The organism is Luteipulveratus halotolerans (genome assembly GCF_001247745.1).
Lineage (GTDB): Bacteria > Actinomycetota > Actinomycetes > Actinomycetales > Dermatophilaceae > Luteipulveratus > Luteipulveratus halotolerans.
On sequence record NZ_LAIR01000002.1, the window covers coordinates 538,876 to 563,521 of the forward strand.

At 69.3% G+C, this 24,646-nt stretch carries 15 protein-coding genes; 9 read left to right on the plus strand and 6 right to left on the minus strand.

The annotated features are described in order from the left end of the window. Nucleotides 1-116: 116 nt before the first annotated feature. The 3 genes from VV01_RS03125 (at nucleotide 117) to VV01_RS03135 (ending at nucleotide 11,560) form a co-directional block, all read left to right on the plus strand. Nucleotides 117-3,623 (plus strand): ATP-binding cassette domain-containing protein, encoded by a 3,507-nt coding sequence (locus VV01_RS03125; protein ID WP_050668609.1) that lies wholly within the window; start codon nucleotides 117-119, stop codon nucleotides 3,621-3,623. Nucleotides 3,624-4,070: 447 nt separating this feature from the next. Next, on the plus strand, nucleotides 4,071-7,556 hold the full coding sequence (rpoB, locus tag VV01_RS03130; RefSeq protein ID WP_050668610.1) for a DNA-directed RNA polymerase subunit beta: 3,486 nt from the start codon (nucleotides 4,071-4,073) through the stop codon (nucleotides 7,554-7,556). Between the two features lie 116 nt (nucleotides 7,557-7,672). Then, nucleotides 7,673-11,560, plus strand: a complete 3,888-nt coding sequence (locus VV01_RS03135; protein ID WP_050668611.1) for a DNA-directed RNA polymerase subunit beta' — start codon at nucleotides 7,673-7,675, stop codon at nucleotides 11,558-11,560. A 188-nt stretch (nucleotides 11,561-11,748) separates the two neighbouring features. Here the strand turns inward: VV01_RS03135 and VV01_RS03140 are convergent, their stop codons facing one another. The 4 genes from VV01_RS03140 to VV01_RS03155 are packed head-to-tail and all read right to left on the minus strand — an operon-like array spanning nucleotide 11,749 to nucleotide 16,445. Beyond that, on the minus strand, nucleotides 11,749-12,957 hold the full coding sequence (locus VV01_RS03140; protein WP_050668612.1) for an MFS transporter: 1,209 nt from the start codon (nucleotides 12,955-12,957) through the stop codon (nucleotides 11,749-11,751). A gap of 58 nt (nucleotides 12,958-13,015) precedes the next feature. Then, on the minus strand, nucleotides 13,016-13,858 hold the full coding sequence (gene rfbD, locus VV01_RS03145) for a dTDP-4-dehydrorhamnose reductase (protein ID WP_071606271.1): 843 nt from the start codon (nucleotides 13,856-13,858) through the stop codon (nucleotides 13,016-13,018). A gap of 2 nt (nucleotides 13,859-13,860) precedes the next feature. Continuing rightward, nucleotides 13,861-14,856 carry a dTDP-glucose 4,6-dehydratase gene (gene rfbB, locus VV01_RS03150; RefSeq protein WP_050668613.1) on the minus strand — a complete coding sequence of 332 codons (996 nt, stop codon included), beginning with the start codon at nucleotides 14,854-14,856 and terminating at the stop codon, nucleotides 13,861-13,863. Beyond that, nucleotides 14,853-16,445: a glycosyltransferase family protein gene (locus VV01_RS03155; protein ID WP_157508722.1), complete on the minus strand. Its 1,593-nt coding sequence runs from the start codon at nucleotides 16,443-16,445 to the stop codon at nucleotides 14,853-14,855. The genes rfbB and VV01_RS03155 overlap by 4 nt, the downstream gene beginning before the upstream one ends. Nucleotides 16,446-16,524: 79 nt before the next feature. Between VV01_RS03155 and rfbA the strand changes: the two genes are divergently transcribed. The 6 genes from rfbA to tuf all read left to right on the plus strand — a co-directional run bounded on the left by rfbA (nucleotide 16,525) and on the right by tuf (nucleotide 22,643). Next, nucleotides 16,525-17,400, plus strand: a complete 876-nt coding sequence (gene rfbA / locus VV01_RS03160; protein ID WP_050668615.1) for a glucose-1-phosphate thymidylyltransferase RfbA — start codon at nucleotides 16,525-16,527, stop codon at nucleotides 17,398-17,400. Then, nucleotides 17,400-17,996 carry a dTDP-4-dehydrorhamnose 3,5-epimerase family protein gene (locus VV01_RS03165; RefSeq protein WP_050668616.1) on the plus strand — a complete coding sequence of 199 codons (597 nt, stop codon included), beginning with the start codon at nucleotides 17,400-17,402 and terminating at the stop codon, nucleotides 17,994-17,996. The genes rfbA and VV01_RS03165 overlap by 1 nt, the downstream gene beginning before the upstream one ends. Nucleotides 17,997-18,295: 299 nt before the next feature. Next, nucleotides 18,296-18,670: a 30S ribosomal protein S12 gene (rpsL, locus tag VV01_RS03170; protein WP_050668617.1), complete on the plus strand. Its 375-nt coding sequence runs from the start codon at nucleotides 18,296-18,298 to the stop codon at nucleotides 18,668-18,670. Beyond that, nucleotides 18,670-19,140 carry a 30S ribosomal protein S7 gene (gene rpsG / locus VV01_RS03175; RefSeq protein ID WP_050668618.1) on the plus strand — a complete coding sequence of 157 codons (471 nt, stop codon included), beginning with the start codon at nucleotides 18,670-18,672 and terminating at the stop codon, nucleotides 19,138-19,140. Before rpsL ends, rpsG begins: the two co-directional genes overlap by 1 nt. 104 nt (nucleotides 19,141-19,244) lie before the next feature. Next, nucleotides 19,245-21,359, plus strand: a complete 2,115-nt coding sequence (fusA, locus tag VV01_RS03180; protein ID WP_050668619.1) for an elongation factor G — start codon at nucleotides 19,245-19,247, stop codon at nucleotides 21,357-21,359. 90 nt (nucleotides 21,360-21,449) lie between these two features. Next, nucleotides 21,450-22,643 (plus strand): elongation factor Tu, encoded by a 1,194-nt coding sequence (gene tuf, locus VV01_RS03185; RefSeq protein ID WP_050668620.1) that lies wholly within the window; start codon nucleotides 21,450-21,452, stop codon nucleotides 22,641-22,643. A 78-nt stretch (nucleotides 22,644-22,721) separates the two neighbouring features. Here tuf and VV01_RS03190 read toward each other — a convergent pair whose 3' ends face one another. Together VV01_RS03190 and VV01_RS03195 are read right to left on the minus strand one after the other, a co-directional pair. Then, nucleotides 22,722-23,378 (minus strand): response regulator, encoded by a 657-nt coding sequence (locus VV01_RS03190; protein WP_050668621.1) that lies wholly within the window; start codon nucleotides 23,376-23,378, stop codon nucleotides 22,722-22,724. Further along, nucleotides 23,375-24,514 (minus strand): sensor histidine kinase, encoded by a 1,140-nt coding sequence (locus tag VV01_RS03195; protein WP_050668622.1) that lies wholly within the window; start codon nucleotides 24,512-24,514, stop codon nucleotides 23,375-23,377. Before VV01_RS03195 ends, VV01_RS03190 begins: the two co-directional genes overlap by 4 nt. Between the last annotated feature and the right edge of the window lie 132 nt (nucleotides 24,515-24,646).

The following is a 24,646-nucleotide window of genomic DNA, read 5'->3' on the forward strand; positions in this document are numbered from 1 at the left end:
TCTAGATCACGAGCAGCCCCCTTCCGACTCCGGCCGGAAGGGGGCTGTTCTGTGCCCGGTCGCGGCCGTAAAACCAGAGGCGCGCTGTCGGCGGCGGCGCATAGCGTGGAGGAACCATGACGACGACCGATCGCCGCGCCCCGGCGACCCCTGCACCGACCCCGCTCGCCCCCGACGACCCGGCCCGCCGGGTCACCTGGCGTCGCCTGCGCTCACCCGCGGCCGCCGTCGCCCTCCTGGCGCTCGCGGTCGGCGTGGTCGGGCAGGCGCTCGGCACGGTGATCGCCGGCCGACTCGCGATCGACCCGTCCGGCGGACTCGTCGGACTGCTCGCTCTCGCAGTCGTGGGTGGTGCGGTCCTCGTCACCGCAGGTCAGGTCGTGTGGGCCGCGGTGTCCGATCGCGCCGAGGGCGCCCTGCGCGGTGACCTCCTGAGCGCCGCGCTGCACCAGCCGCTGGCGGCCCTGTCCGAGCAGGCGGTCGGCGAGATCCTCGACCGCGTCGACGACGACACCCACGAGGTCGGCACCCTCACCCGCATGCAGCTGTGGGGTGTGCTGCGCGCCGGGTTCGGCGTCGTCCCCATGTGGGTCGTCGCGAGCCTCACCTGGTGGCCCGCCTGGTTCGTCTTCCCGCTCGCTGCGTTCCTCATCTGGCCGGCGATCCGACGTCTGATGCCGCGCATCGCTGAGCTCAAGGTCATCGAGGAGATGGCCTGGACCGATCACGCCGCCGCCCTTGAGGAGAGCATCGCCGGCCGCGACGACCTGCGGACGAGCCTGGGGCAGCCCTTCGCCGTACGCCGCATCGCGCGTCTGTCGGCCACGGTGCACGAGCGGTTCCGGTCCGTGCTGACGGTCGAGCGCTCGCTCCTGCTGCGCGCGGGCCTCGTCATGCACGCAGCCCTCGCCGGCGTCGCCGTCGCCGGTGTCGCGATGACGGTCAGCGGTGACCTCCCGGTGGGCCGGCTGATCACGCTGTTCCTGGTGACGAGCATGTTCGTCGGCCAGATCAGCAACGTCGCCCAGCACCTGCCCGACCTGCAGGCCGGGCTCGGCGCCCTGGTCCGCCTGCGGCAGATGCTGTCCTCGCCGCCGGAGCCCGTCGGCGGCACCCACGTGCCCGAGGGTGACCTCGACCTGGAGTTCGCCGGCCTCGACTTCGCTTACGACGACAGCGGATTCGCGCTGCGCGACATCGACCTGCACGTGCCGCACGGCCAGACGATGGCACTGGTCGGCCGCACCGGATCGGGCAAGTCGACGCTCGCGTCCCTGGTGTCGCGCGCGGTCGAGCCCGCACCCGGCACCGTCCTGATCGGCGGCGTCGACGTGCTCGACATCGACCTGCACGACCTGCGCGCCACGGTCGGCGTGGTCACCCAGCGCACCGACATCCTGGCCGGCACGCTCGAGCAGAACATCACCCTCTTCGCGCCGGTCGAGCGCGCTCGTGTCGAGGCGGCGGTCGACGAGCTCGGCCTCACCGACTGGGTGGCCGGCCTGCCCGACGGTCTCGACACGGTCCTCGGAGCGTCCGGCACGTCGTTGTCGGCGGGGGAGGAGCAGCTGGTCGCGTTCGCGCGCCTGCTCGTGCGCGACGTCCGCATCGTGATCCTCGACGAGGCGACCGCACGCATGGACCCGGTCACCGAGGCGCGCGTCGTCGCCGCCTCCGACCGACTGCTCGCGCACCGTACGGGCATCCTCGTCACACACCGTCTGTCCACGACCCGCCGCGCCGAGCTCGTCGCCGTGCTCGACCACGGCCGGGTCGTCCAGGCCGGTCCGATGCAGACGCTGCGCTCGCACCCCGGCCCGTTCCGGACGCTGTGGGAGGCCAGCGCCACCCAGGAGCACGACGGCGACGAGGCACAGGCGGCAGCCGTCGGCGGCGTACGCCGGACCGGTGCCGCACCCGACCTGCCCGAGGTCGGCACCGGCCCGAGCCTGGCGCGCGGCATCTGGCGCGTCCTGCGCGTGCGGCCCGAGTGGGGACTGCTCGCGGTCGGCCTGTTCGCGCTGTCGGCGATGCTCGGTTCGGTCGGTGCGCTGACCGGCCTGGTCTGGGGTCACGTCGTCGTCGACCTGCGTGCCGGTGAGACGCCGTCGGTCCTCTCGGCTGTCCTGGTCGGGGCTCTCCTGCTCGGCCCGGTGCTGCTGTCGGTCGCCATCGCCCTCTACCCGCGCTGGTGGGTCGAGGTCCTCCTACGCACCCGCATGTCCGTCCTGCGCGGCCAGACCGCCCAGCACCGGCTGCCCGCCTCGCCGGCCGGCGAGGTCGTCGCACGCGCCATGGACGCCGACCGCTACGCGCGCTACGCCGACCGCTGGGTCGACTTCGTCAACGGTCTCGCGATCGCGCTCGTGACCGCGGTGGCCGCCGGCACCTGGATCGCCGGCCTGGTGCTGCTGGTCGTCATGGCGGCCGCTGCGGGTGCCTCCATCCTCGGGCGCCCCGTCGCTGGTCGGACGGCCGCGCAGTCGTCGGCGGCCCGCGCACGGTTCGGGCGGTCCCTGGTGTCGTCGCTGGAGTCGGCGCGCACCGTCAAGCTCGCCGGCCGTACCCCCGAGGTGCACGCCCACCTGCGCAGCGTCGACAGCGGGCGCGTCGACGCCGCCGTGCGTGAGCACCGGGTGCAGGCCGTGCTCGACGGTGTGCCGATCATCATGGTCCAGGTCGGCGTGGTCGCCGCCTGGGCCGCGCTCGTGCACGGCATCTGGGGCCTGGTCACCGCCATCCTGGTGACCACCGCCGTCAACGGCTTCGACTGGTTCGGTCGCGTTGCGGGAGCCGTCGTCACCGAGGCCCCCGGCACCCGCGCCTGGCAGAAGGCCACGTCGGCGTACGCCGGTGGCGCCGACCTCATGGACGTCCCCGAGGGCGTCGACCTGCTGTCCGGCAGCTCGCCCGAGCCGACCTCGGTGGTGTCCGAACCTCTCGACGAGGTCCGGCTGAGCGGTCTGAGCGCGGTCCACGACGACGGCACGATCGGCGTCACCGACGTCGACCTCACCGTGCGACGCGGAGAGCTGGTGCTGCTCCTCGGCCAGGTCGGGTCGGGCAAGTCCAGCCTGCTGCGTGCGCTGGCAGGCCTGGTGCACCACACCGGCTCCCTGGCGTGGAACGGTGCCGAGGTGCAGGACGCCCAGGCGTTCCTGCGGCCCCGGCGGGTGGCGTACGTCGCGCAGGTCCCGCGGGTGTTCTCCGGGACGTTCGTCGACAACGTCCAGCTCGGCTATGCCGATCGCCCGTTCGAGCAGCCGGTCGCCGACGCCCGACTCACACCCGACGTCGAGGCAGCAGGCGGCCCCGGCTCGGTCGTCGGCCACCGCGGCCTGCGGCTGTCCGGCGGGCAGGTGCAGCGGCTGGCGCTGGCTCGGGCTCTCGCGGCGCAGACCGACCTGCTGCTGGCCGACGACGTCTCGAGCGCTCTCGACGCAGCGACCGAGCTCGAGCTGTGGCGGGCGCTGCGCGCGCGGGCGGCCACGGTCGTGGGCGCGACGTCCAAGCGAGCGGCCCTGGAGCAGGCCGACCGGGTGGTGGTCCTGCACCAGGGACGGGTCGAGGCCGTCGGGCCCTGGTCCGAGCTCGAGCAGCGGTTCGGGCAGCTCGCCGGCTGACGGCGGCGGCCGCCGTGGTCGATGTGAGGAGTCGTGAGCTGCTGCTCTCGCTTCCTCAAGGAGTGCAGTGGCCGGCGCGCGCTCGACGTGACGAGGAGTGCGCTGCTGCTCCCGCTTCCTCACGGGGAGACGCGCCCGGAACTCCCGAAAGCCTTGACCAGGCCGCCCCGTGGGGTCCATCCTCGACGCGTGACGTGCTGGGGAGCACGGGTTGCTGGGCCGGGGGAGCGTAGGCCGATGAGCCGCGCCTAGACATCATGCCCAATGCTGTGTATGCTGTTGCTTTGCGCTGCCCTGTCTTCGCCCACACCACTGATCACCAGCACTGACCGGCCATGCCCGGTGGCCCTCACCGGCCCCGCTCGCCGGAGTCGTGCTGTGACCGTCGTGCCGTCGCAGGGCTCGCGCTGACCGCCGCTCAGTAAGGCCTTGTGGAAGGACCCCTCGTTGGCTGCCTCGCGTACCGCGACTCAGACTCTGTCCTCTGCGAAGACGGCTTCCGGCCGCCTTTCGTTCGCCAAGATCCGCGAACCCCTCGAGATCCCCGACCTCCTCGCGCTCCAGACGGAGAGCTTCGACTGGCTGCTCGGCAACGAGCGCTGGCAGGCTCGCGTCGCCGCCGCGCAGGAGGCCGGTCGTGTCGACGTCCCGGAGCGTTCTGGTCTGGAGGAGATCTTCGAGGAGATCTCCCCGATCGAGGACTTCTCCGGGTCGATGTCGCTGTCGTTCCGTGATCACCGCTTCGAGGAGATCAAGTACTCCATCGACGAGTGCAAGGAGCGGGACATGACCTATGCCGCTCCGCTGTTCGTCACCGCGGAGTTCATGAACACCACCACCGGTGAGATCAAGAGCCAGACGGTCTTCATGGGTGACTTCCCGCTCATGACCGACCGCGGCACCTTCGTCATCAACGGCACCGAGCGTGTCGTCGTCTCCCAGCTCGTCCGCAGCCCGGGCGTCTACTTCGAGCGCTCCATCGACAAGACGTCCGACAAGGACATCTACACGGCCAAGGTCATCCCGAGCCGTGGCGCGTGGCTGGAGTTCGAGGTCGACAAGCGCGACACCGTCGGTGTCCGTGTCGACCGCAAGCGCAAGCAGTCCGTCACGGTGCTGCTCAAGGCGCTGGGCTGGACCGAGGCGCAGATCCTCGAGGAGTTCGGCGAGTACGAGTCGATGCGCCAGACCCTCGAGAAGGACCACACCGCTGGTCAGGACGAGGCGCTGCTGGACATCTACCGCAAGCTGCGCCCGGGCGAGCCGCCGACCCGTGAGGCCGCGCAGACGCTGCTCGACAACCTCTACTTCAACGGCAAGCGCTACGACCTGGCCAAGGTCGGTCGCTACAAGCTCAACAAGAAGCTCGGCGTCCAGGCTCCCCTGGGCGAGTCCGTGCTGGGCATCGACGACATCGTCGCCACCATCAAGTACCTCGTCCGGCTGCACGCCGGCGAGACCTCGATGGAGGGCATCCGCGACGGTGAGCCGGCCGAGTTCCGCGTCGAGGTCGACGACATCGACCACTTCGGCAACCGTCGTCTGCGCAACGTGGGTGAGCTGATCCAGAACCAGGTCCGGACGGGTCTGTCCCGTATGGAGCGCGTCGTGCGTGAGCGCATGACCACCCAGGACGTCGAGGCGATCACGCCGCAGACGCTGATCAACATCCGGCCGGTCGTCGCCTCCATCAAGGAGTTCTTCGGCACCAGCCAGCTGTCGCAGTTCATGGACCAGAACAACCCGCTCGCCGGTCTGACGCACAAGCGTCGTCTGTCCGCGCTGGGCCCGGGTGGTCTGTCCCGTGACCGCGCCGGTATGGAGGTCCGTGACGTCCACCCGTCGCACTACGGCCGCATGTGCCCGATCGAGACGCCTGAGGGCCCCAACATCGGTCTGATCGGCTCGCTCGCCTCCTACGGCCGCATCAACGCGTTCGGCTTCGTCGAGACGCCGTACCGCAAGGTCACCGACGGTCAGGTCTCCGACGAGGTCGTCTACCTGTCCGCGGACGAAGAGGACGAGTTCGTCATCGCGCAGGCCAACGCGCCGCTGACACCGGACAACCACTTCGCCGACGAGCTCGTGCTCGGACGCACCAAGGGTGGCGAGGCCAGCGACGTGCCGATCGACGAGGTCGACTACATGGACGTGTCCGCACGCCAGATGGTCTCCGCGGCGACGGCGCTCATCCCGTTCCTCGAGCACGACGACGCCAACCGTGCGCTCATGGGCGCCAACATGCAGCGTCAGGCCGTGCCGCTGGTCAAGTCCGAGGCGCCGCTGGTCGGCACCGGCATCGAGTACCGCGCCGCGCTGGACTCCGGTGACGTCGTCCGCGCCGAGAAGGCCGGCGTCGTCGAGGAGGTCTCGGCCGACCTGGTGACGATCGGCAACGACGACGGCACCCGCCAGACGTACCGCATCTCCAAGTTCACCCGCTCCAACCAGGGCAATTGCTACAACCAGCGTGTCGTGGTCAACGAGGGTGACCGGGTCGAGGCCGGTGCGTTCATCGCCGACGGTCCGGCGACCGACGGCGGCGAGATGGCGCTCGGCAAGAACCTCCTCGTGGCGTTCATGCCGTGGGAGGGCCACAACTACGAGGACGCCATCATCCTCAGCCAGCGTCTGGTGCAGGACGACGTCCTGTCCTCGATCCACATCGAGGAGCACGAGATCGACGCTCGTGACACCAAGCTCGGCCCGGAGGAGATCACGCGGGACATCCCCAACGTCTCCGAGGAGGTCCTCGCCGACCTCGACGAGCGCGGCATCATCCGCATCGGTGCCGAGGTCCGCGACGGCGACCTGCTGGTCGGCAAGGTCACGCCCAAGGGTGAGACCGAGCTGACCCCGGAGGAGCGCCTGCTCCGCGCGATCTTCGGTGAGAAGGCGCGCGAGGTCCGCGACACCTCGATGAAGGTCCCGCACGGCGAGACCGGCACGGTCATCGGCGTCAAGGTGTTCGACCGTGAGGAGGGCGACGAGCTTCCCCCGGGCGTCAACCAGCTGGTGCGCGTCTACGTCGCCAACAAGCGCAAGATCACCGACGGTGACAAGCTCGCCGGCCGTCACGGCAACAAGGGCGTCATCGCCAAGATCAACCCGGTCGAGGACATGCCGTTCCTGGAGGACGGCACCCCGGTCGACATCATCCTCAACCCGCTCGGTGTCCCGTCCCGTATGAACCCGGGTCAGGTGCTGGAGCTGCACACCGGTTGGGCCGCCTCGCGCGGCTGGAAGATCGAGGGCGAGCCCGAGTGGGCCGCCAAGATCCCCCAGGACGCTCGTGAGGCCCCGGCCAACACGCGCATCGCCAGCCCGGTGTTCGACGGTGCGCGCGAGGAGGAGATCCGCGGTCTGCTCGACTCGACGACTCCGACCCGTGACGGTGTCCGTCTGGTCGACGGCTCGGGCAAGACCCAGCTGTTCGACGGGCGCTCCGGTGAGCCGTTCCCGGACCCGGTGTCGGTCGGCTACATGTACATCCTGAAGCTGCACCACCTGGTCGACGACAAGATCCACGCGCGTTCGACCGGTCCGTACTCCATGATCACGCAGCAGCCGCTGGGTGGTAAGGCGCAGTTCGGTGGTCAGCGCTTCGGTGAGATGGAGGTGTGGGCCCTGGAGGCGTACGGCGCTGCGTACGCGCTGCAGGAGCTGCTCACCATCAAGTCCGACGACGTCAACGGTCGCGTGAAGGTCTACGAGGCCATCGTCAAGGGCGAGAACATCCCCGAGCCGGGCATCCCCGAGTCCTTCAAGGTGCTCATCAAGGAGATGCAGTCGCTGTGCCTGAACGTCGAGGTGCTCTCCTCCGACGGTCAGACCATCGACCTGCGTGACTCCGACCAGGAGGTCTTCCGCGCGGCGGAGGAGCTCGGTATCGACCTGTCGCGGCGCGAGCCGAGCAGCGTCGAAGAGGTCTGATCCTTCGCCGGTACGCCGGTACGCCGGGGCTCAGGCTCCGGCGTACCGGCGAAACAGACTGTTACTCAACAACATTCAGACCTCTTAGAACTTAGAAAAGAAGGAAGGCAGCAACTGTGCTGGACGTCAACTTCTTCGACGAGCTGCGCATTGGCCTGGCCACCGCTGAGGACATCCGTACCTGGAGCCACGGCGAGGTCAAGAAGCCCGAGACCATCAACTACCGCACCCTGAAGCCGGAGAAGGACGGACTCTTCTGCGAGAAGATCTTCGGCCCGACCCGTGACTGGGAGTGCTACTGCGGCAAGTACAAGCGTGTCCGCTTCAAGGGCATCATCTGTGAGCGTTGTGGCGTCGAGGTCACCCGCTCCAGCGTGCGCCGTGAGCGGATGGGCCACATCGAGCTCGCCGCTCCCGTCACCCACATCTGGTACTTCAAGGGCGTTCCGTCGCGCCTCGGTTACCTGCTCGACCTCGCCCCGAAGGACCTGGAGAAGGTCATCTACTTCGCGGCGTACATGATCACGTCCGTCGACGAGGACCAGCGTCACGCTGACCTGCCCTCGCTCGAGGCGCAGATCGAGGTCGAGAAGAAGGAGATCGAGAACCGCCGCGACGGCGACATCAACACCCGCGCCACCAAGCTCGAGGGCGACCTCGCCGAGCTCGAGAAGGAGGGCGCCAAGGCGGACGCCCGCCGCAAGGTGCGCGAGTCGGCCGAGCGCGAGATGAATCAGCTGCGCAAGCGCGCCGACCAGCAGATCGAGCGCCTCGAGCAGGTCTGGGACCGCTTCAAGAACCTCAAGGTCCAGGACCTCGAGGGCGATGAGGTCCTCTACCGCGAGATGCGCGACCGGTTCGGCCTCTACTTCGAGGGCGGCATGGGTGCCGCGGCGCTGCAGAAGCGCCTCGAGACCTTCGACCTCGACGCCGAGGCCGACTCGCTGCGCGAGATCATCGCGACGGGCAAGGGTCAGAAGAAGACCCGCGCGCTCAAGCGTCTCAAGGTCGTGACCGCGTTCCAGCAGACCAAGAACAGCCCGAGCGGCATGGTCCTGGACTGCGTCCCGGTCATCCCGCCGGACCTGCGCCCGATGGTGCAGCTCGACGGTGGCCGCTTCGCGACCTCCGACCTGAACGACCTGTACCGCCGGGTCATCAACCGCAACAACCGCCTCAAGCGACTCCTTGACCTCGGTGCGCCCGAGATCATCGTCAACAACGAGAAGCGGATGCTGCAGGAGGCCGTCGACAGCCTCTTCGACAACGGCCGTCGTGGTCGCCCGGTCACGGGTCCCGGCAACCGTCCGCTGAAGTCGCTGTCCGACATGCTCAAGGGCAAGCAGGGTCGTTTCCGTCAGAACCTGCTCGGTAAGCGCGTCGACTACTCCGGCCGTTCGGTCATCGTCGTCGGCCCGCAGCTGAAGCTGCACCAGTGCGGTCTGCCCAAGCAGATGGCCCTGGAGCTGTTCAAGCCGTTCGTGATGAAGCGACTGGTCGACCTCGACCACGCGCAGAACATCAAGTCGGCCAAGCGCATGGTCGAGCGCGCGCGCCCGGTCGTGTGGGACGTCCTCGAAGAGGTCATCACCGAGCACCCGGTGCTGCTCAACCGTGCACCCACGCTGCACCGACTCGGTATCCAGGCGTTCGAGCCGCAGCTGGTCGAGGGCAAGGCCGTCCAGATCCACCCGCTCGTCTGCTCGGCGTTCAACGCCGACTTCGACGGTGACCAGATGGCCGTGCACGTGCCGCTGTCCGCTGAGGCCCAGGCCGAGGCCCGCATCCTGATGCTGTCCTCGAACAACATCCTCAAGCCGGCCGACGGTCGCCCGGTGACCATGCCGACGCAGGACATGATCATCGGCCTGTTCCACCTCACCTCCGAGGTCGAGGACGGCAAGGGCGCCGGCCGCTTGTTCGGCACCGTCGCCGAGGCGCGGATGGCGTTCGACGCGGGCGAGATCGAGCTGGGCTCGAAGGTCAAGATCCGTCTGCGTGACTTCGTCCCCTCGTCCAACGCGCCGCTCCCCGAGGGCGTCGAGGTCGGCGAGAACGGCATGGCCGAGACCGCTCTGGTCGAGACCACGCTGGGCCGCGCGATCCTCAACGACACGCTGCCCGAGGACTACGCGTTCGTGAACAAGCCGGTCGACAAGAAGACCCTGTCGGCCATCGTCAACGACCTCGCCGAGCGCTACAGCAAGGTGCAGGTCGCGGCGTCGCTCGACGCGCTCAAGGAGACCGGTTTCTACTGGGCCACCCGTTCCGGCACGACCGTCGCCATCGGTGACGTCGTCATGCCAGGTCGCAAGGGCGAGATCCTCGAGGGCTACGAGACCAAGGCCAACAAGGTTCAGCAGCAGTACGACCGTGGTCTGATCACCGACGACGAGCGCCGCCAGGAGCTCATCGAGATCTGGACCCAGGCTGCCAACGACGTCTCCAAGGAGATGGAGAACAACTTCCCGAAGGACAACCCGATCTACCGCATGGTGGCCTCGGGTGCGCGTGGTAACTGGTTCCAGCTGCGACAGCTGGCCGGTATGCGTGGCCTCATGGCCAACCCGAAGGGCGAGATCATCCCGCGTCCGATCATGGCCAACTTCCGTGAGGGCCTGTCGGTGCTGGAGTTCTTCATCTCCACGCACGGTGCCCGTAAGGGTCTGGCCGACACCGCGCTGCGTACGGCCGACTCGGGTTACCTGACCCGTCGTCTGGTCGACGTGTCGCAGGACGTCATCATCCGCGAGGAGGACTGCGGCACCGACCGTGGCCTGGTGCTGCCGATCGCGCAGCGCAACGCCTCCGGTGAGCTGGTCGAGCACGACGACGTCGAGACCTCGGTCTACGCCCGTACGCTCGCCACCGACGTGGAGGTCGACGGCGAGGTCCTGGCCCCCGGCGGTGCCGACCTCGGTGACGTCAACCTCGACAAGCTGGTCGCGGCCGGTGTCGAGGAGGTCAAGATCCGTTCGGTGCTGACCTGTGAGTCGCGCGTGGGCACGTGCGCCAAGTGCTACGGCCGTTCGCTCGCGACGGGTCTGCTGGTCGACATCGGTGAGGCCGTCGGCATCATCGCGGCCCAGTCGATCGGTGAGCCCGGTACGCAGCTGACCATGCGTACGTTCCACACCGGTGGTGCCGCAGGTGATGACATCACCCAGGGTCTGCCGCGCGTCGTGGAGCTCTTCGAGGCTCGTACCCCGAAGGGTGTCGCGCCGATCGCCGAGGCGACCGGTCGCATCCAGATCGAGGACACCGACAAGACGCGTCGTCTCCTGCTCACGCCGGACGACGGCTCGGAGGAGCACGCCTACCCCGTCAGCAAGCGTGCGCGCCTGCTGGTCGAGGACGGCCAGCACGTCGAGGTCGGCACGCTGCTCGTGCAGGGTGCGATCGACCCCAAGCAGGTGCTGCGCATCCTGGGCGCCCGCGAGGTGCAGAAGCACCTGGTGGACGAGGTCCAGAACGTCTACCGCCAGCAGGGTGTGTCGATCCATGACAAGCACATCGAGGTCATCGTGCGCCAGATGCTGCGTCGCGTGACGATCATCGAGGCGGGCGACACCGACCTGCTGCCCGGCGAGCTCGCCGAGCGTGGCCGGTTCGAGGACTCCTCGCGTCGTGCGGTGGCCGAGGGCGGCCGTCCGGCGTCGGGTCGTCCCGAGCTGATGGGTATCACCAAGGCGTCGCTGGCCACGGACTCGTGGCTGTCGGCGGCCTCCTTCCAGGAGACGACGCGGGTGCTGACCGAGGCGGCCATGCACGCCCGCAGCGACTCGCTCCTGGGCCTGAAGGAGAACGTGATCCTCGGAAAGCTGATCCCGGCCGGTACCGGTCTGGCCCGCTACAACCAGGTCACGGTCGAGCCCACCGAGGAGGCCAAGGCCGCGCTGTACGCCCTGCCGGACTACCAGGCCTACGACTACCCGGTCTTCGGCCCGGGCAGCGGCGAGGCCGTCCGACTGGACGACGCGAGCCTCGGGTTCACCGACAGCTGACGAGCGTGCAGCGGAGGTTGTGGGCGAGGTACGAGCCCGCGGCCGAAGCGGAGCGCGACAGAAGCTGTCGAGAAGGCTCTGACAGCTGACGAGCGTGCAGCGGAGGTTGTGGGCGAGGTACGAGCCCGCGGCCGAAGCGGAGCGCGACAGAAGCTGTCGTGGCAAGCACGACAGCTGAGGCTGATCGCTCACGACCGAAGGGCGGCTCTTCCTGCGAGGGAGGGGCCGCCCTTCGGCGTACCCGGACGACGCGGGCCGGCGCTGGAGGCGACGACGGTGCCGGCCGCGGCGAGGGCGGCGAGGGCGATCAGGCAGGTGCGGGTCGACCAGCTGTCGGACACGGCGGAGACGATCGTCGGGACGAAGAAGCCGGCGTAGGCCAGGCAGTAGAAGACCGCGTTGGTCATCGCGAGCTGGTGGGGTGCGGCGATCCGTTCGACCCGGGTGAGCCCGCCCACCAGTGAGCAGCCGTAGCCACCGCCGAGGGCGACGGCCGTGAGCAGCGCGAGCGCGGCGGACGGCCGCGTGGCGACAGCTGCGGCCAGCACCAGGGCAGCCACGGAGGCTGCCCCACCGACCAGGCTGACCGTGCCGGGACGGCGCGCCTCGAGCCGTCGAGCCGGCTGCTGGACGAGCACGCCGGTGCCGAGCGTGATCCCGGCCATCAGTCCGGTGAACGCGATCGCGACGCCGTCGGTCTGTGAGCGCACGAGACTCGGCACGATCACGAATCCGACGCTGGGACAGGTGAACACGAGCCATGCGACGGGCGCGACCCGACTCCAGAAGGCACGCGTACGCAGGGGGTGCGCTGCCGGAGTGGTCGACGCGGCAACGGCGGTCGCGGGCGGCGGCTCGGGTGTGTTCCAGGAGATGCCGATCACGACGAGCGTCAGCGCGATGTGGACGACGTACGGCAGCAGGTGCGGGGCCAGTGCCCACTGGGCGAGGGCGCCGCTGACCAGCGGTCCACCTCCGAAGCCTGCCGACACGGCGATGGCGGCCCGACGTGCACCGGTGCCGATCGGGGCCCCGGCCGAGAGCTCCTTGACCCACGTCGTCCCGGGCGCCATCGCGGCTCCCATGCACGCGCCGTACAGCACCCGCCCGGCGAACAGCAGCGGCACGTGGGTGCCGGCGACCGCGAGCAGGACCGAACCGACCACCGACCCGGCCAGCACCCAGCGGATCACCAGGCGGTGCCCGACGCGCTGCCCGATCCGCGCGGCGAGCACGAGTGCGGGAGCAAGCCCGAGGACGTACGCCGCGAACATCCCGGTCACGACCGTCTCGCTCAGGTGCCCCTCGGACCGGTAGACGGGCATGATCGTGACGAAGTGGTTGGCGCCCCAGCCGACGACGAGCAGCGCCAGCGAGACGCGGAACCAGGGTTGCATCGAAGGCCTACGCACCTGGCCACCTTCACATGCGGATGCTTCGACGGTGGTCGACGTGTCAGCCGATGAGAGGCAGCGCCTCGTCGAGCGCGGTCCGCCAGTCGCGCAAGGTCGGCAGCCCGGCGCGGGCCCAGCGGTCATGCCCGAGGACGCTGTACGCCGGTCGCGGCGCCGGTCGTACGAACGCCGCACTCGTCGTCGGCCGGACGCGCGCGACGTCGTGGCCGAGCCCGGCGAACACGGCCCGCGCGAGGTCGTACCAGCTCGCGTCGCCGGACGCCGTGCCGTGGTAGGTGCCGAACGGCGCCTGCGAGGCGATCAGCCGCACCAGCTGGTCGGCCAGGTCGCCGGTCCAGGTGGGTTGGCCGCGCTGGTCGTCGACGACGTCGACCGGTCCGTCGCCGGACGCGAGCCGCGCCATCGTGCCGACGAACGACCGCCCGCCGGCGCCGTACAGCCAGGCGGTGCGCACGACCCAGCTGTCGGGGCAGAGTGTGCGGACCGCCCACTCGCCGGCGAGCTTGGTGCGGCCGTACGCCGACCGTGGCCCGGTGGGGGAGTCCTCGGCGTAGGGAGCCATGGCGTCGCCGTCGAAGACGTAGTCGGTCGACAGCTGCACCATGCGCGCATCCGCGGCGGAGGAGGCGCGGGCGAGGTTGGCGGCTCCGAAAGCGTTGGCAGCAAAGGCTTCTCGCTCGTGCGACTCGGCGTCGTCGACGGCCGTCCAGGCCGCCAGGTTGACGACGACGTCGTGGCGCGCGACGGCTCTCTCGCATGCCGCGGCGTCGGTGATGTCGAGGTCGGCGCGACCGGCCGCGGTCACCGTGTGGCCGGCGGCGTGGAGGCGGGGCAGGAGGTCGGCGGCGAGCATGCCCCCGGCGCCGGTGACCAGGACGCGCACGGTCAGCGCCCGAGGAGGGCGTACGCGCGCTCGGTCTCGGCCTTCGCGTCACGCCACCACGACTCGTGCTCGCGGTACCACTCGATCGTGTCGGCCAGGCCCTGGCGCAGGTCGCCGAACCGGGGCGCCCACCCGGTCTCGGCGCGCAGCTTGGAGGAGTCGATGGCGTAGCGCAGGTCGTGGCCGGGACGGTCGGGCACCAGGTCGTACGCGTTGGTCGGCTGTCCCATGAGCTCCAGGAGGAGCCGGACGACGGAGAGGTTGTCGGCCTCGCCGTCGGCGCCGATCAGGTAGGTCTCGCCGACCCGGCCGTGCTCGAGGATCGCGACGACCGCGTCGTTGTGGTCATCGACGTGGATCCAGTCGCGCACGTTGGTGCCGGTGCCGTAGAGCTTGGGGCGGACGCCGTCGAGGACGCCGGTGATCTGGCGCGGGATGAACTTCTCGACGTGCTGGCGCGGGCCGTAGTTGTTGGAGCAGCTGCTCACCGTCGCCGGGATGCCGTACGAGCGGATCCAGGCCCGCACGAGCAGGTCGGCGCTCGCCTTGGTGGCGGAGTAGGGGCTGGAGGGGTTGACCGGCGTGCGCTCGGTGAACCGGGCGGGGTCGTCGAGCGCGAGGTCGCCGTAGACCTCGTCGGTCGACACGTGGTGCAGGCGGGTGCCGTGCCGGCGTACGGCCTCGAGCAGACGGAAGGTGCCGACGACGTTGGTCTCGACGAAGGGCGAGGGGTCGCTGAGGCTGTTGTCGTTGTGCGACTCGGCCGCGAAGTGCACGACGGCGTCGTGGGAGCCCACGAGGTCGTCGACCAGGTCGGCGTCGGCGACCGATCCCTTGACCACCTCGACGTCGCCCGCGACCGGGGCGAGCGTCGCGGGGTTGGCGGCGTAGGTGAGCGCGTCGAGCACGGTCATCGACCAGTCGGGACGCTGCTCGCGCATGCGCAGCACGAAGTTGGAGCCAATGAACCCGGCGCCGCCGGTGACGAGGACCTTCATGTGGTGGCTTTCCGTGTGCGTCCGAGGCCGGACGGGAGCTGACGCAGCCGTGCGTGCAGCTCCGGCAGCATGAGCGCGCCGAGCGTCACGACGACCGGCACGTAGGGGAGAAGGTAACGCGAGCGACCCTGGAAGAGCAGGGTGAACAGCCCGATCCCGAGGACGGCCAGCGCCATCGTGAGCGTCGGCCTGCGGTACGGCGCGACGAGCAGGCCGCCTCCCGTGACGAGCAGCAGCGCCAGCCACGAGGCCGTGGTGAGGTCGGTGCGAGCGGCGAACAGGTCACCGGTCGGGTGGTTCCAGCTACGGACGAACGGCGTCAGGCGGGTGTGCGCCGTGAGCGATCCGTAGGGGTCCATCTCCTCGCCCCAGGCGAAGAACATGCCGTCGCCCCAGTTCCACCGGGCCTTCGCCCACTCGAACGACGCCATGCCGGTGATCCCGCGGCGCTGCACCGTCTGGTCGATGAGCTCCCACGACAGGTCGTTCATCTCGGCGGCGTCCAGGCCCTTGAGCCGCTGCACCCAGCCACGGTCGTACCCGCCGTAGCGCTCGTGCCCGTCCCAGGGGTGCTGCGTGAGCAGGCCACCGGCGAGGAAGGTGAGCGGCGTCGCGGCGTGGACCTCGTGCACGCCGTGGCCGTCGAGATCGCTCGCGGACTCCGACGCCGCGTGGGCTGCGGTGCTGAGGCCGGTGAGGGCCAGTCCGCACACGACTGCGACCACGGCTGTGGTGACGGCGCGATGTCGACGAGTGCGAGCGAGCATCGCAGGTACGGCGACGGCTGCGAGGGCGACCGTCATCACCGCTGCGGTGGGCTTGAGGAGCGTCCCGAACGTCAGCAGCAGCATCGCCGCCGCCGTCAGCACGACGGCGGTGCTGCGGCGACCGGCCCGTGCCGCGAGCAGCACCAGGGCGAGTCCACCGATCGGGCACGGGACCACGAGCAGGTCGCTGTACGGCGCGATGAGCCAGGGCGAGAGTCCGACCAGCGCGGCCGTGCCGAGCAGCGCCGCCATGCCCGCGCGGTGACTGCGCAGCACGCGGCCGACGGCGTACACCGATGCGAGGGTGGCGGCGAGCGCCACGCAGTTGAGCAGGATGAACGTGGTGGCGTAGCTCGTCCCGAGGGCGCCGGCGACCCGGCGTACCTCCTGGGCGATCGCGAGCAGCGGGACGTTGTTGGGGTACTGCGCGAAGTAGGCCTGCAGGTACGGCGGCGGGTCGGCGTAGCCCGAGGCCCGTGCCACGGTGAGCGGGTCCCACGAGAGGCGATAGGTCAGGGCGATCGCGAAGCCGCCGCACACGGCGGTGCACAGGCAGGTCGTGGCCGCCGCGACGGCGAGCTCGCGTCGCCGCGACGGGGCGCGGGGCCGTCGCTGCACACCCCAGCACACGAGCAGCGCGAGGGCGACGAGAACGGGCGTCAGCAGGGTGACCACACCGCGGTCGTAGCTGCGCCACGGCATCCGCGGAGAGATCAGGGCACCGGCCGCGACCACCACCAGCGTGGTGCCCACGACGACCTGCACGGCCCGCCCGAGGCGTCGTTCGGCCGTGCCCGGAACGCTCGCGCGCCCTTCCCCCATGGCCGCATGCTAAGTCCGAACCGGCCAGTAGCGCTCGAACCCGAGGCACGCAGCCGCGACGATCCCTACGCTGACGCCCATGAAGGGGATCGTCCTGGCAGGGGGCACGGGATCACGGCTGCACCCGATCACGCGCGGCATCAGCAAGCAGCTCATGCCGGTCTACGACAAGCCGATGGTCTACTACCCGATCTCGACGCTGATGCTCGCCGGCATCCGGGACATCCTGGTGATCACGACGCCTGCCGACCAGGAGCAGTTCGAACGCCTGCTCGGCGACGGGTCGCCGTGGGGCGTGCGGCTGTCGTACGCCGTGCAGGAACGACCCGAGGGTCTGGCCCAGGCGTTCGTCATCGGTGCGGACTTCATCGGGGACGACACGGTCGCCCTCGTGCTCGGCGACAACTTGTTCTTCGGGCCAGGGCTCGGCACCCGGCTGGCGGACAACGTCGACGTCGAGGGCGGCCGGATCTTCGCCTACCAGGTGGCCGACCCGACGGCGTACGGCGTCGTGGAGTTCGACGACGACGGCATCGCCCGCTCCATCGAGGAGAAGCCCGCTCGGCCCCGGTCCTCGTTCGCGGTGCCGGGTCTGTACTTCTACGACAACGACGTCATCGAGATCGCCCGCGGACTGACGCCCAGCGAGCGCGGCGAGCTCGAGATCACCGCCGTCAACAACGCCTACCTCGAGCAGGGGCGCCTGCGGGTCACGGTGCTGCCGCGCGGTACGGCGTGGCTCGACACCGGGACGTTCGCAGGGCTCATCGAGGCCAGCCAGTACGTCCAGGTCATCGAGGCCCGTCAAGGCCTCAAGGTCGGCTGCCCCGAGGAGGTCGCCTGGCGGCAGGGCTGGATCGACGACGCCGAGCTGACGGCGCGCGGTGACGAGCTGCTCAAGAGCGGCTACGGCACCTACCTGCACGACCTCGTCGCTGCCGGCAAGGACGCATGATGGACGTCCGTCCCATGACGATCGAGGGCGCGCACGTGGTCACGCCACGGCAGTTCCCGGACGAGCGCGGCGTCTTCCTCGAGGCCTTCCGCGGCGACCTGCTCGCCGAGCACACCGGCCACGAGATGCGCGTGGTGCAGACCAACGTGTCCGTGTCGGCGAAGGGCGTGCTGCGCGGGGTCCACTACGCCGACGTACCGCCCTCGCAGGCCAAGTACGTCACCGCGCTGCACGGCTCGTTCCTCGACGTGGTGGTCGACCTGCGCGTCGGCTCACCGACGTTCGGGCGGTCGGAGTCGGTCCTCATCGACACCGTCGACCGCCGTGCCGTCCACCTCTCCGAAGGCCTCGGTCACGCCTTGCTGTCGCTGCAGGACGGGTCGGTCGCGCACTACCTGTGCAGTGCGGCGTACGCCCCCGACCGGGAGCACGGCATCCACCCGCTCGACCCCGACCTGGCGCTCGACCTGCCCGCCGGGCTGACGCCGGTGCTGTCGCCCAAGGACGCGGCCGCGCCGTCGCTGCAAGAGGCCCTCGACCGAGGGCTTCTGCCGCGCTGGGAAGACTGCGTGACGTTCCGGCGTTCTCTGTCGTGAGGAGCGGCGCTCACGTGCTCCCGTGGCCCTCGGATTCCGATTTGGAAGGCCGACACGCGGCCCGGTAGTCTGGACCGCGTGCGTGGGCTTCTCCATGCCCAGTCGCCGCAAGGCGGCCAGCACACACTCTCGCCGGGCGCCGGCGGATCCACGGGTCCGTCAGGAGTGCAGGGGAGAGCGCCGGACCGACACTCCCGACCTCGTGGGTCGGGGGTACGGACCGGACAACCAAGGAGTCTCGGCAGCACGGTCCGTCGTGCCGCCGACATGACAAGACAACGACAAGGTCGGAGAACAGGTTGCCTACCATCAACCAGCTCGTCCGTAAGGGTCGCCAGGACAAGGCCTCCAAGGTCTCCACCCCGGCTCTTAAGGGCAGCCCCCAGCGACGCGGTGTGTGCACGCGCGTCTACACCACCACGCCCAAGAAGCCGAACTCCGCGCTGCGCAAGGTCGCTCGCGTTCGACTGACCTCCGGTATCGAGGTCACGGCTTACATCCCGGGCGTCGGCCACAACCTGCAGGAGCACTCGATCGTGCTCGTGCGTGGCGGCCGTGTGAAGGACCTTCCGGGTGTCCGCTACAAGATCATCCGCGGCTCCCTCGACACCCAGGGTGTCAAGGGTCGCCAGCAGGCTCGTAGCCGCTACGGCGCCAAGAAGGAGAAGAAGTAATGCCTCGTAAGGGACCCGCGCCGAAGCGCCCCCTCGTCGTCGACCCGGTCTACGGCTCGCCGCTCGTGACCCAGCTGGTCAACAAGATCCTCCTGGACGGCAAGAAGTCCACCGCCGAGCGCATCGTCTACGGCGCGCTCGAGGGCTGCAAGGAGAAGACCGGCACCGACCCCGTCGTCACGCTCAAGCGCGCGCTCGACAACGTCAAGCCGGCTCTGGAGGTCAAGTCCCGCCGCGTCGGTGGTGCGACCTACCAGGTGCCGATCGAGGTCAAGCCCGGTCGCGCGACCACGCTGTCGCTGCGCTGGCTGGTCGGCTACTCGCGTCAGCGTCGTGAGAAGACCATGACCGAGCGCCTCATGAACGAGATCCTCGACGCGTCCAACGGCCTCGGTGCCGCGGTCAAGCGTCGCGAGGACACGCACAAGATGGCCGAGTCCAACAAGGCCTTCGCGCACTACCGCTGGTGACGTCTCGTACGCCGGTCGCGCAGCTCGCGTGACCGGCGTACGAACCGCCTGCACACTGCAGTAACCCGCCCCACCCGGCCCGCAAGAGACGAGAAGAGACTCACGTGGCACTCGACGTGCTGACCGACCTGAAGAAGGTCCGCAACATCGGCATCATGGCGCACATCGATGCCGGTAAGACGACGACGACCGAGCGCATCCTGTTCTACACCGGCGTCAACCACAAGATCGGTGAGACGCACGACGGTGCCTCCACGACCGACTGGATGGAGCAGGAGAAGGAGCGGGGCATCACCATCACCTCCGCTGCTGTCACCTCCTTCTGGGACGGCACCCAGATCAACATCATCGACACCCCCGGTCACGTGGACTTCACGGTCGAGGTCGAGCGCTCGCTGCGCGTCCTCGACGGCGCGGTCGCGGTGTTCGACGGCAAGGAGGGCGTCGAGCCCCAGTCCGAGACCGTGTGGCGTCAGGCCGACAAGTACGACGTCCCCCGCATCGCGTTCGTCAACAAGATGGACAAGATGGGCGCCGACTTCTACTTCACCGTGCAGACGGTCAAGGACCGCCTGGGTGCCGAGCCGCTCGTGCTGCAGCTCCCCATCGGTGCCGAGGCCGACTTCATCGGTGTCGTCGACCTGCTTGAGATGCGTGCGCTGGTGTGGCCGGGTGACGCCAAGGGTGACGTCACCATGGGCGCCAAGTACGAGATTCAGGAGATCCCGGACGACCTCAAGGCCAAGGCCGAGGAGTACCGCAACCACCTGGTCGAGCGCGTCGCCGAGTCCGACGACGACCTGATGGAGAAGTACCTCGGTGGCGAGGAGCTCACGGTCGACGAGCTCAAGGCGGGCATCCGCAAGCTCACGGTCAACTCCGAGCTCTACCCGATCCTGTGCGGTTCGGCGTTCAAGAACCGTGGTGTGCAGCCGATGCTCGACGCGGTCGTCGACTTCCTGCCGTCGCCGCTGGACGTCCCCCCGATGATCGGTCACAAGCCGGGCTCGGAGGACGAGGAGATCACCCGTGCGCCGAGCAAGGACGAGCCGTTCTCGGCCCTGGCCTTCAAGGTCGCGGCGCACCCGTTCTTCGGCACCCTGACGTTCATCCGCGTGTACTCCGGTCGCATCGCCGCCGGCAGCGCCGTGGTGAACTCCACCAAGGGCAAGAAGGAGCGCGTCGGCAAGCTCTTCCAGATGCACGCCAACAAGGAGAACCCGGTCGAGGAGGCCGTCGCCGGTCACATCTACGCGGCGATCGGTCTGAAGGACACGACCACCGGTGACACGCTGTGCGACCCGCAGGACCAGATCGTCCTGGAGTCCATGAGCTTCCCGGAGCCGGTCATCCACGTGGCCATCGAGCCCAAGACCAAGGGTGACCAGGAGAAGCTCTCCACCGCCATCCAGAAGCTCGCGCAGGAGGACCCGACGTTCTCGGTCCACCTGGACGAGGAGACCGGCCAGACCGTCATCGGCGGTATGGGCGAGCTCCACCTCGACATCCTGGTCGACCGCATGAAGCGGGAGTTCAAGGTCGAGGCCAACGTCGGTGCGCCCCAGGTCGCCTACCGCGAGACCATCCGCCGTGCGGTCGAGAAGTACGACTACACGCACAAGAAGCAGACCGGTGGTTCGGGCCAGTTCGCCAAGGTGCAGGTCACCTTCGCGCCGCTGGAGACCACCGAGGGCGAGCTGTACGAGTTCGAGAACGCGGTCACCGGTGGCCGCATCCCGCGCGAGTACATCCCCTCGGTCGACCAGGGCATCCAGGAGGCCATGCAGCTCGGTGTCCTCGCCGGCTACCCGCTGGTCGGTGTCAAGGCGACGCTGCTCGACGGTGCCTACCACGACGTCGACTCCTCGGAGATGGCGTTCAAGATCGCCGGCTCGATGGCCCTCAAGGAGGCCGTTCGCAAGGCCGACCCGGTCCTGCTCGAGCCGATGATGGCCGTCGAGGTGCGTACGCCCGAGGACTACATGGGTGACGTCATCGGCGACATCAACGCGCGTCGTGGTCAGATCCAGTCCATGGAGGACATCAGCGGCGCCAAGGTCGTCAAGGGCCTGGTTCCGCTGTCGGAGATGTTCGGGTATGTCGGTGACCTGCGTTCCAAGACGCAGGGTCGTGCCAACTACACGATGCAGTTCGACTCCTACGCTGAGGTTCCTCGGAACGTCGCGGAGGAGATCATCAAGAAGATCCGGGGCGAGTGACGCGCTCGCGCGTCAGCCCACCGGTAAGGAAAGAGAACACCCACCCGGCGCCGCCCCGGCGTCAGAAACAGTCCTTGAAGGAGGACCACAGTGGCTAAGGCCAAGTTCGAGCGGAACAAGCCGCACGTCAACATCGGCACCATCGGTCACGTCGACCACGGCAAGACGACGCTGACCGCTGCGATCAGCAAGGTGCTGGCGGACAAGTTCCCCGACCTGAACACTGCCTCGGCGTTCGACGAGATCGACAACGCGCCCGAGGAGAAGCAGCGCGGCATCACGATCAACGTGTCCCACCAGGAGTACGAGACCGACAAGCGCCACTACGCGCACGTCGACGCTCCGGGCCACGCTGACTACGTGAAGAACATGATCACGGGTGCGGCCCAGATGGACGGCGCGATCCTCGTCGTCGCCGCCACCGACGGCCCGATGCCGCAGACGCGCGAGCACGTGCTGCTCGCCCGTCAGGTCGGCGTCCCCTACATCCTGGTTGCGCTCAACAAGGCCGACATGGTCGACGACGAGGAGATCCTCGAGCTCGTCGAGATGGAGGTCCGTGAGCTGCTGTCGAGCCAGGAGTTCGACGGCGACAACGCCCCGGTCGTGAAGGTCTCGGCGCTCAAGGCGCTCGAGGGCGACGCCGAGTGGGTCAAGTCGGTCGAGGAGCTCATGACGGCCGTCGACGAGTCCATCCCGGACCCGGTCCGCGACATCGAGAAGCCCTTCCTGATGCCGATCGAGGACGTCTTCACGATCACCGGTCGTGGCACCGTCGTCACCGGTCGTATCGAGCGCGGCGTCCTCAACGTCAACGAGGAGGTCGAGATCGTCGGTATCAAGGAGACCTCGTCCAAGACGACCGTCACCGGTATCGAGATGTTCCGCAAGCTGCTCGACGAGGGTCGTGCGGGCGAGAACGTCGGTCTGCTCCTGCGTGGCACCAAGCGCGAGGACGTCGAGCGCGGCCAGGTCGTCGTCAAGCCCGGCTCGATCACGCCGCACACCGAGTTCGAGGCTCAGGTCTACATCCTGGGCAAGGACGAGGGTGGCCGTCACACGCCGTTCTACGACAACTACCGTCCGCAGTTCTACTTCCGTACGACGGACGTGACGGGCGTTGTGCACCTGCCCGAGGGTGTCGAGATGGTCATGCCCGGTGACAACACCGACATGCGCGTTGAGCTGATCCAGCCCATCGCCATGGAGGAGGGTCTCCGCTTCGCGATCCGCGAGGGTGGCCGCACCGTCGGCGCCGGTCGCGTCGTCAAGATCATCAAGTGATCTCTCGCTGCTGAGGCAGCATCACGAAAGGCCCCGAGTCCTCACGGACTCGGGGCCTTTTGCTGTGCCCTGCACTCCCTAGCCGGCTCCCATGCGTCTGGTGTCGTAGGCCCAGATCGCGACCTCGACGCGGTTGCGGGCGCCCAGCTTGGCCATCAGCGACGCGACGTGGGACTTGACCGTGCTGAGGCCGACGAAGAGCTCCATGGCGATCTCGGCGTTGGTCCGCCCGCGTGCCACGAGCGCGAGCACCTGCTCCTCGCGTTCGGTGAGCGGGTCGATGGGCTGGACCGGTGCAGCGGGTGTCTGGCCGACGAAGGTGGCGAGGAGCCTGCGCGTGACGTTCGGGGCGATCATCGCGTCTCCGGTGGCTGCCGCGTGGATCGCCTGCACGAGCAGGTCGGGCCCGGCGTCCTTGAGGAGGAACCCGCGGGCGCCGGCGCGCAGGGCCCCGAGGACGTACTCGTCGAGGTCGAACGTCGTGATCACGACGACCGCCAACGGATCGGCCACCTGCGGCCCGGCCAGGCGCCGCGTCACCTCGACGCCGTCGAGGCCGGGCATCCGGATGTCGACCAGGACGACGTCCGGCCGCAGCCGGGTCGCCAGGTCGAGCGCCGCGATCCCGTCCGCGGCTTCACCCACGACCTCGAGGTCGGGCTGGGCGCCGAGGATCATCACCAGCCCGGTCCGGACCAGGTCCTGGTCGTCGGCCACGACCACCCGGATGCTCATACCTGCGTCTCCACCGGGAGCACGGCCTCGACCACCCAGCCGCCGTCCGGTCCCGGTCCGGCGCACAGCGACCCGCCCAGGAGGTGCGCGCGTTCGGCCATGCCGAGCAGGCCGAAGCCGGGCTCTGCGGCCGGCCCGGGTTGGGCCTGGCCGTCGTCGCTGACCCGCAGGGTGACGGAGTGGCTCTCCCGGCGTACCTCGATCCCGACTCGGGTCGCACCGCGGGCGTGGCGTGCCGCGTTGGTCAGCGACTCCTGCGCGAGCCGGTAGAGCGCAACGTCCACAGCCGGGGCCAGCCGCGACAACGAACCCTCCAGGGAGACCTCGACGACGGGCGTCGTACCGGTGCTCGCGAGTGCGGAGAGGTCGGCGACACCGGGCTGCGGTGCGTAGACGACGGTGCTGTCCTCACGCAGCACCCGCACCATCGATCGCATCTCCTCCAGGGTGCGCGACGCCTCGGCCTCGATCGCGGACAGGATCTCGGTGGCCTTCTCGGGCTGCACGCGGGCGACCACGCCACCGGCCTGCGCCTGCACCGCGATGGCCGACACGTGGTGGGCCACCGTGTCGTGCAGCTCGCGGGCCAGTGCCACCCGCTCCTGGTTGCGGATCTCGCGCTGCTGGCGTCGCCACAGGTCGGCGCGGTAGCGGAACAGCACGGCGAGGGCGATCACGAGCAGCAGCAGCACGCTTCCGCCGAAGACCTCGGCCCCGTCGGCGGAGCTCGCGTACATCCCCAGTGCGGCGACGACTGTCACGAACGCCGTTCCGATGACGATCTCCGGGCCCGAGCCCCATCGCACCAGGGAGTAGAGCAGGAGCAGAACGGCCATCATGGCGGACAGGCCCAGGTCGCCAGGGTGGGCCGTGAGCTGGAGGACCGACAGCAGGCCGGCGACGCCCCACCCGGCCACGGCCGTGGTCAGGGGATGCTGTCGCCGCCAGAGCACAGCGGGCACCAGCGCGAGGGCGAGCACCGTGACCAGGGGTCGCCAGGCTACGTCGGGCCGGAAGGCGCCCTCGATGACGGCGGCAGCAGCGAGCAGTCCGACCAGCAGCCCGTCGAGGCGGCCGACGGGCGGGGCGTCAGCGGGCCGCGGCTCGCGCCAGAGGGAGTGCCGGACGGAGACCACCGCCTCAGCCTAGGGATCGGCGGGCACTGGCGTACCGGCCGAAAGTACGACCGCTACGCCGTTCCATCGGCTGCAGGACTCCGGCCTCCGGGCTGATGTGACGGCCGGTGGCGCGCACGATCGTGGACCTGC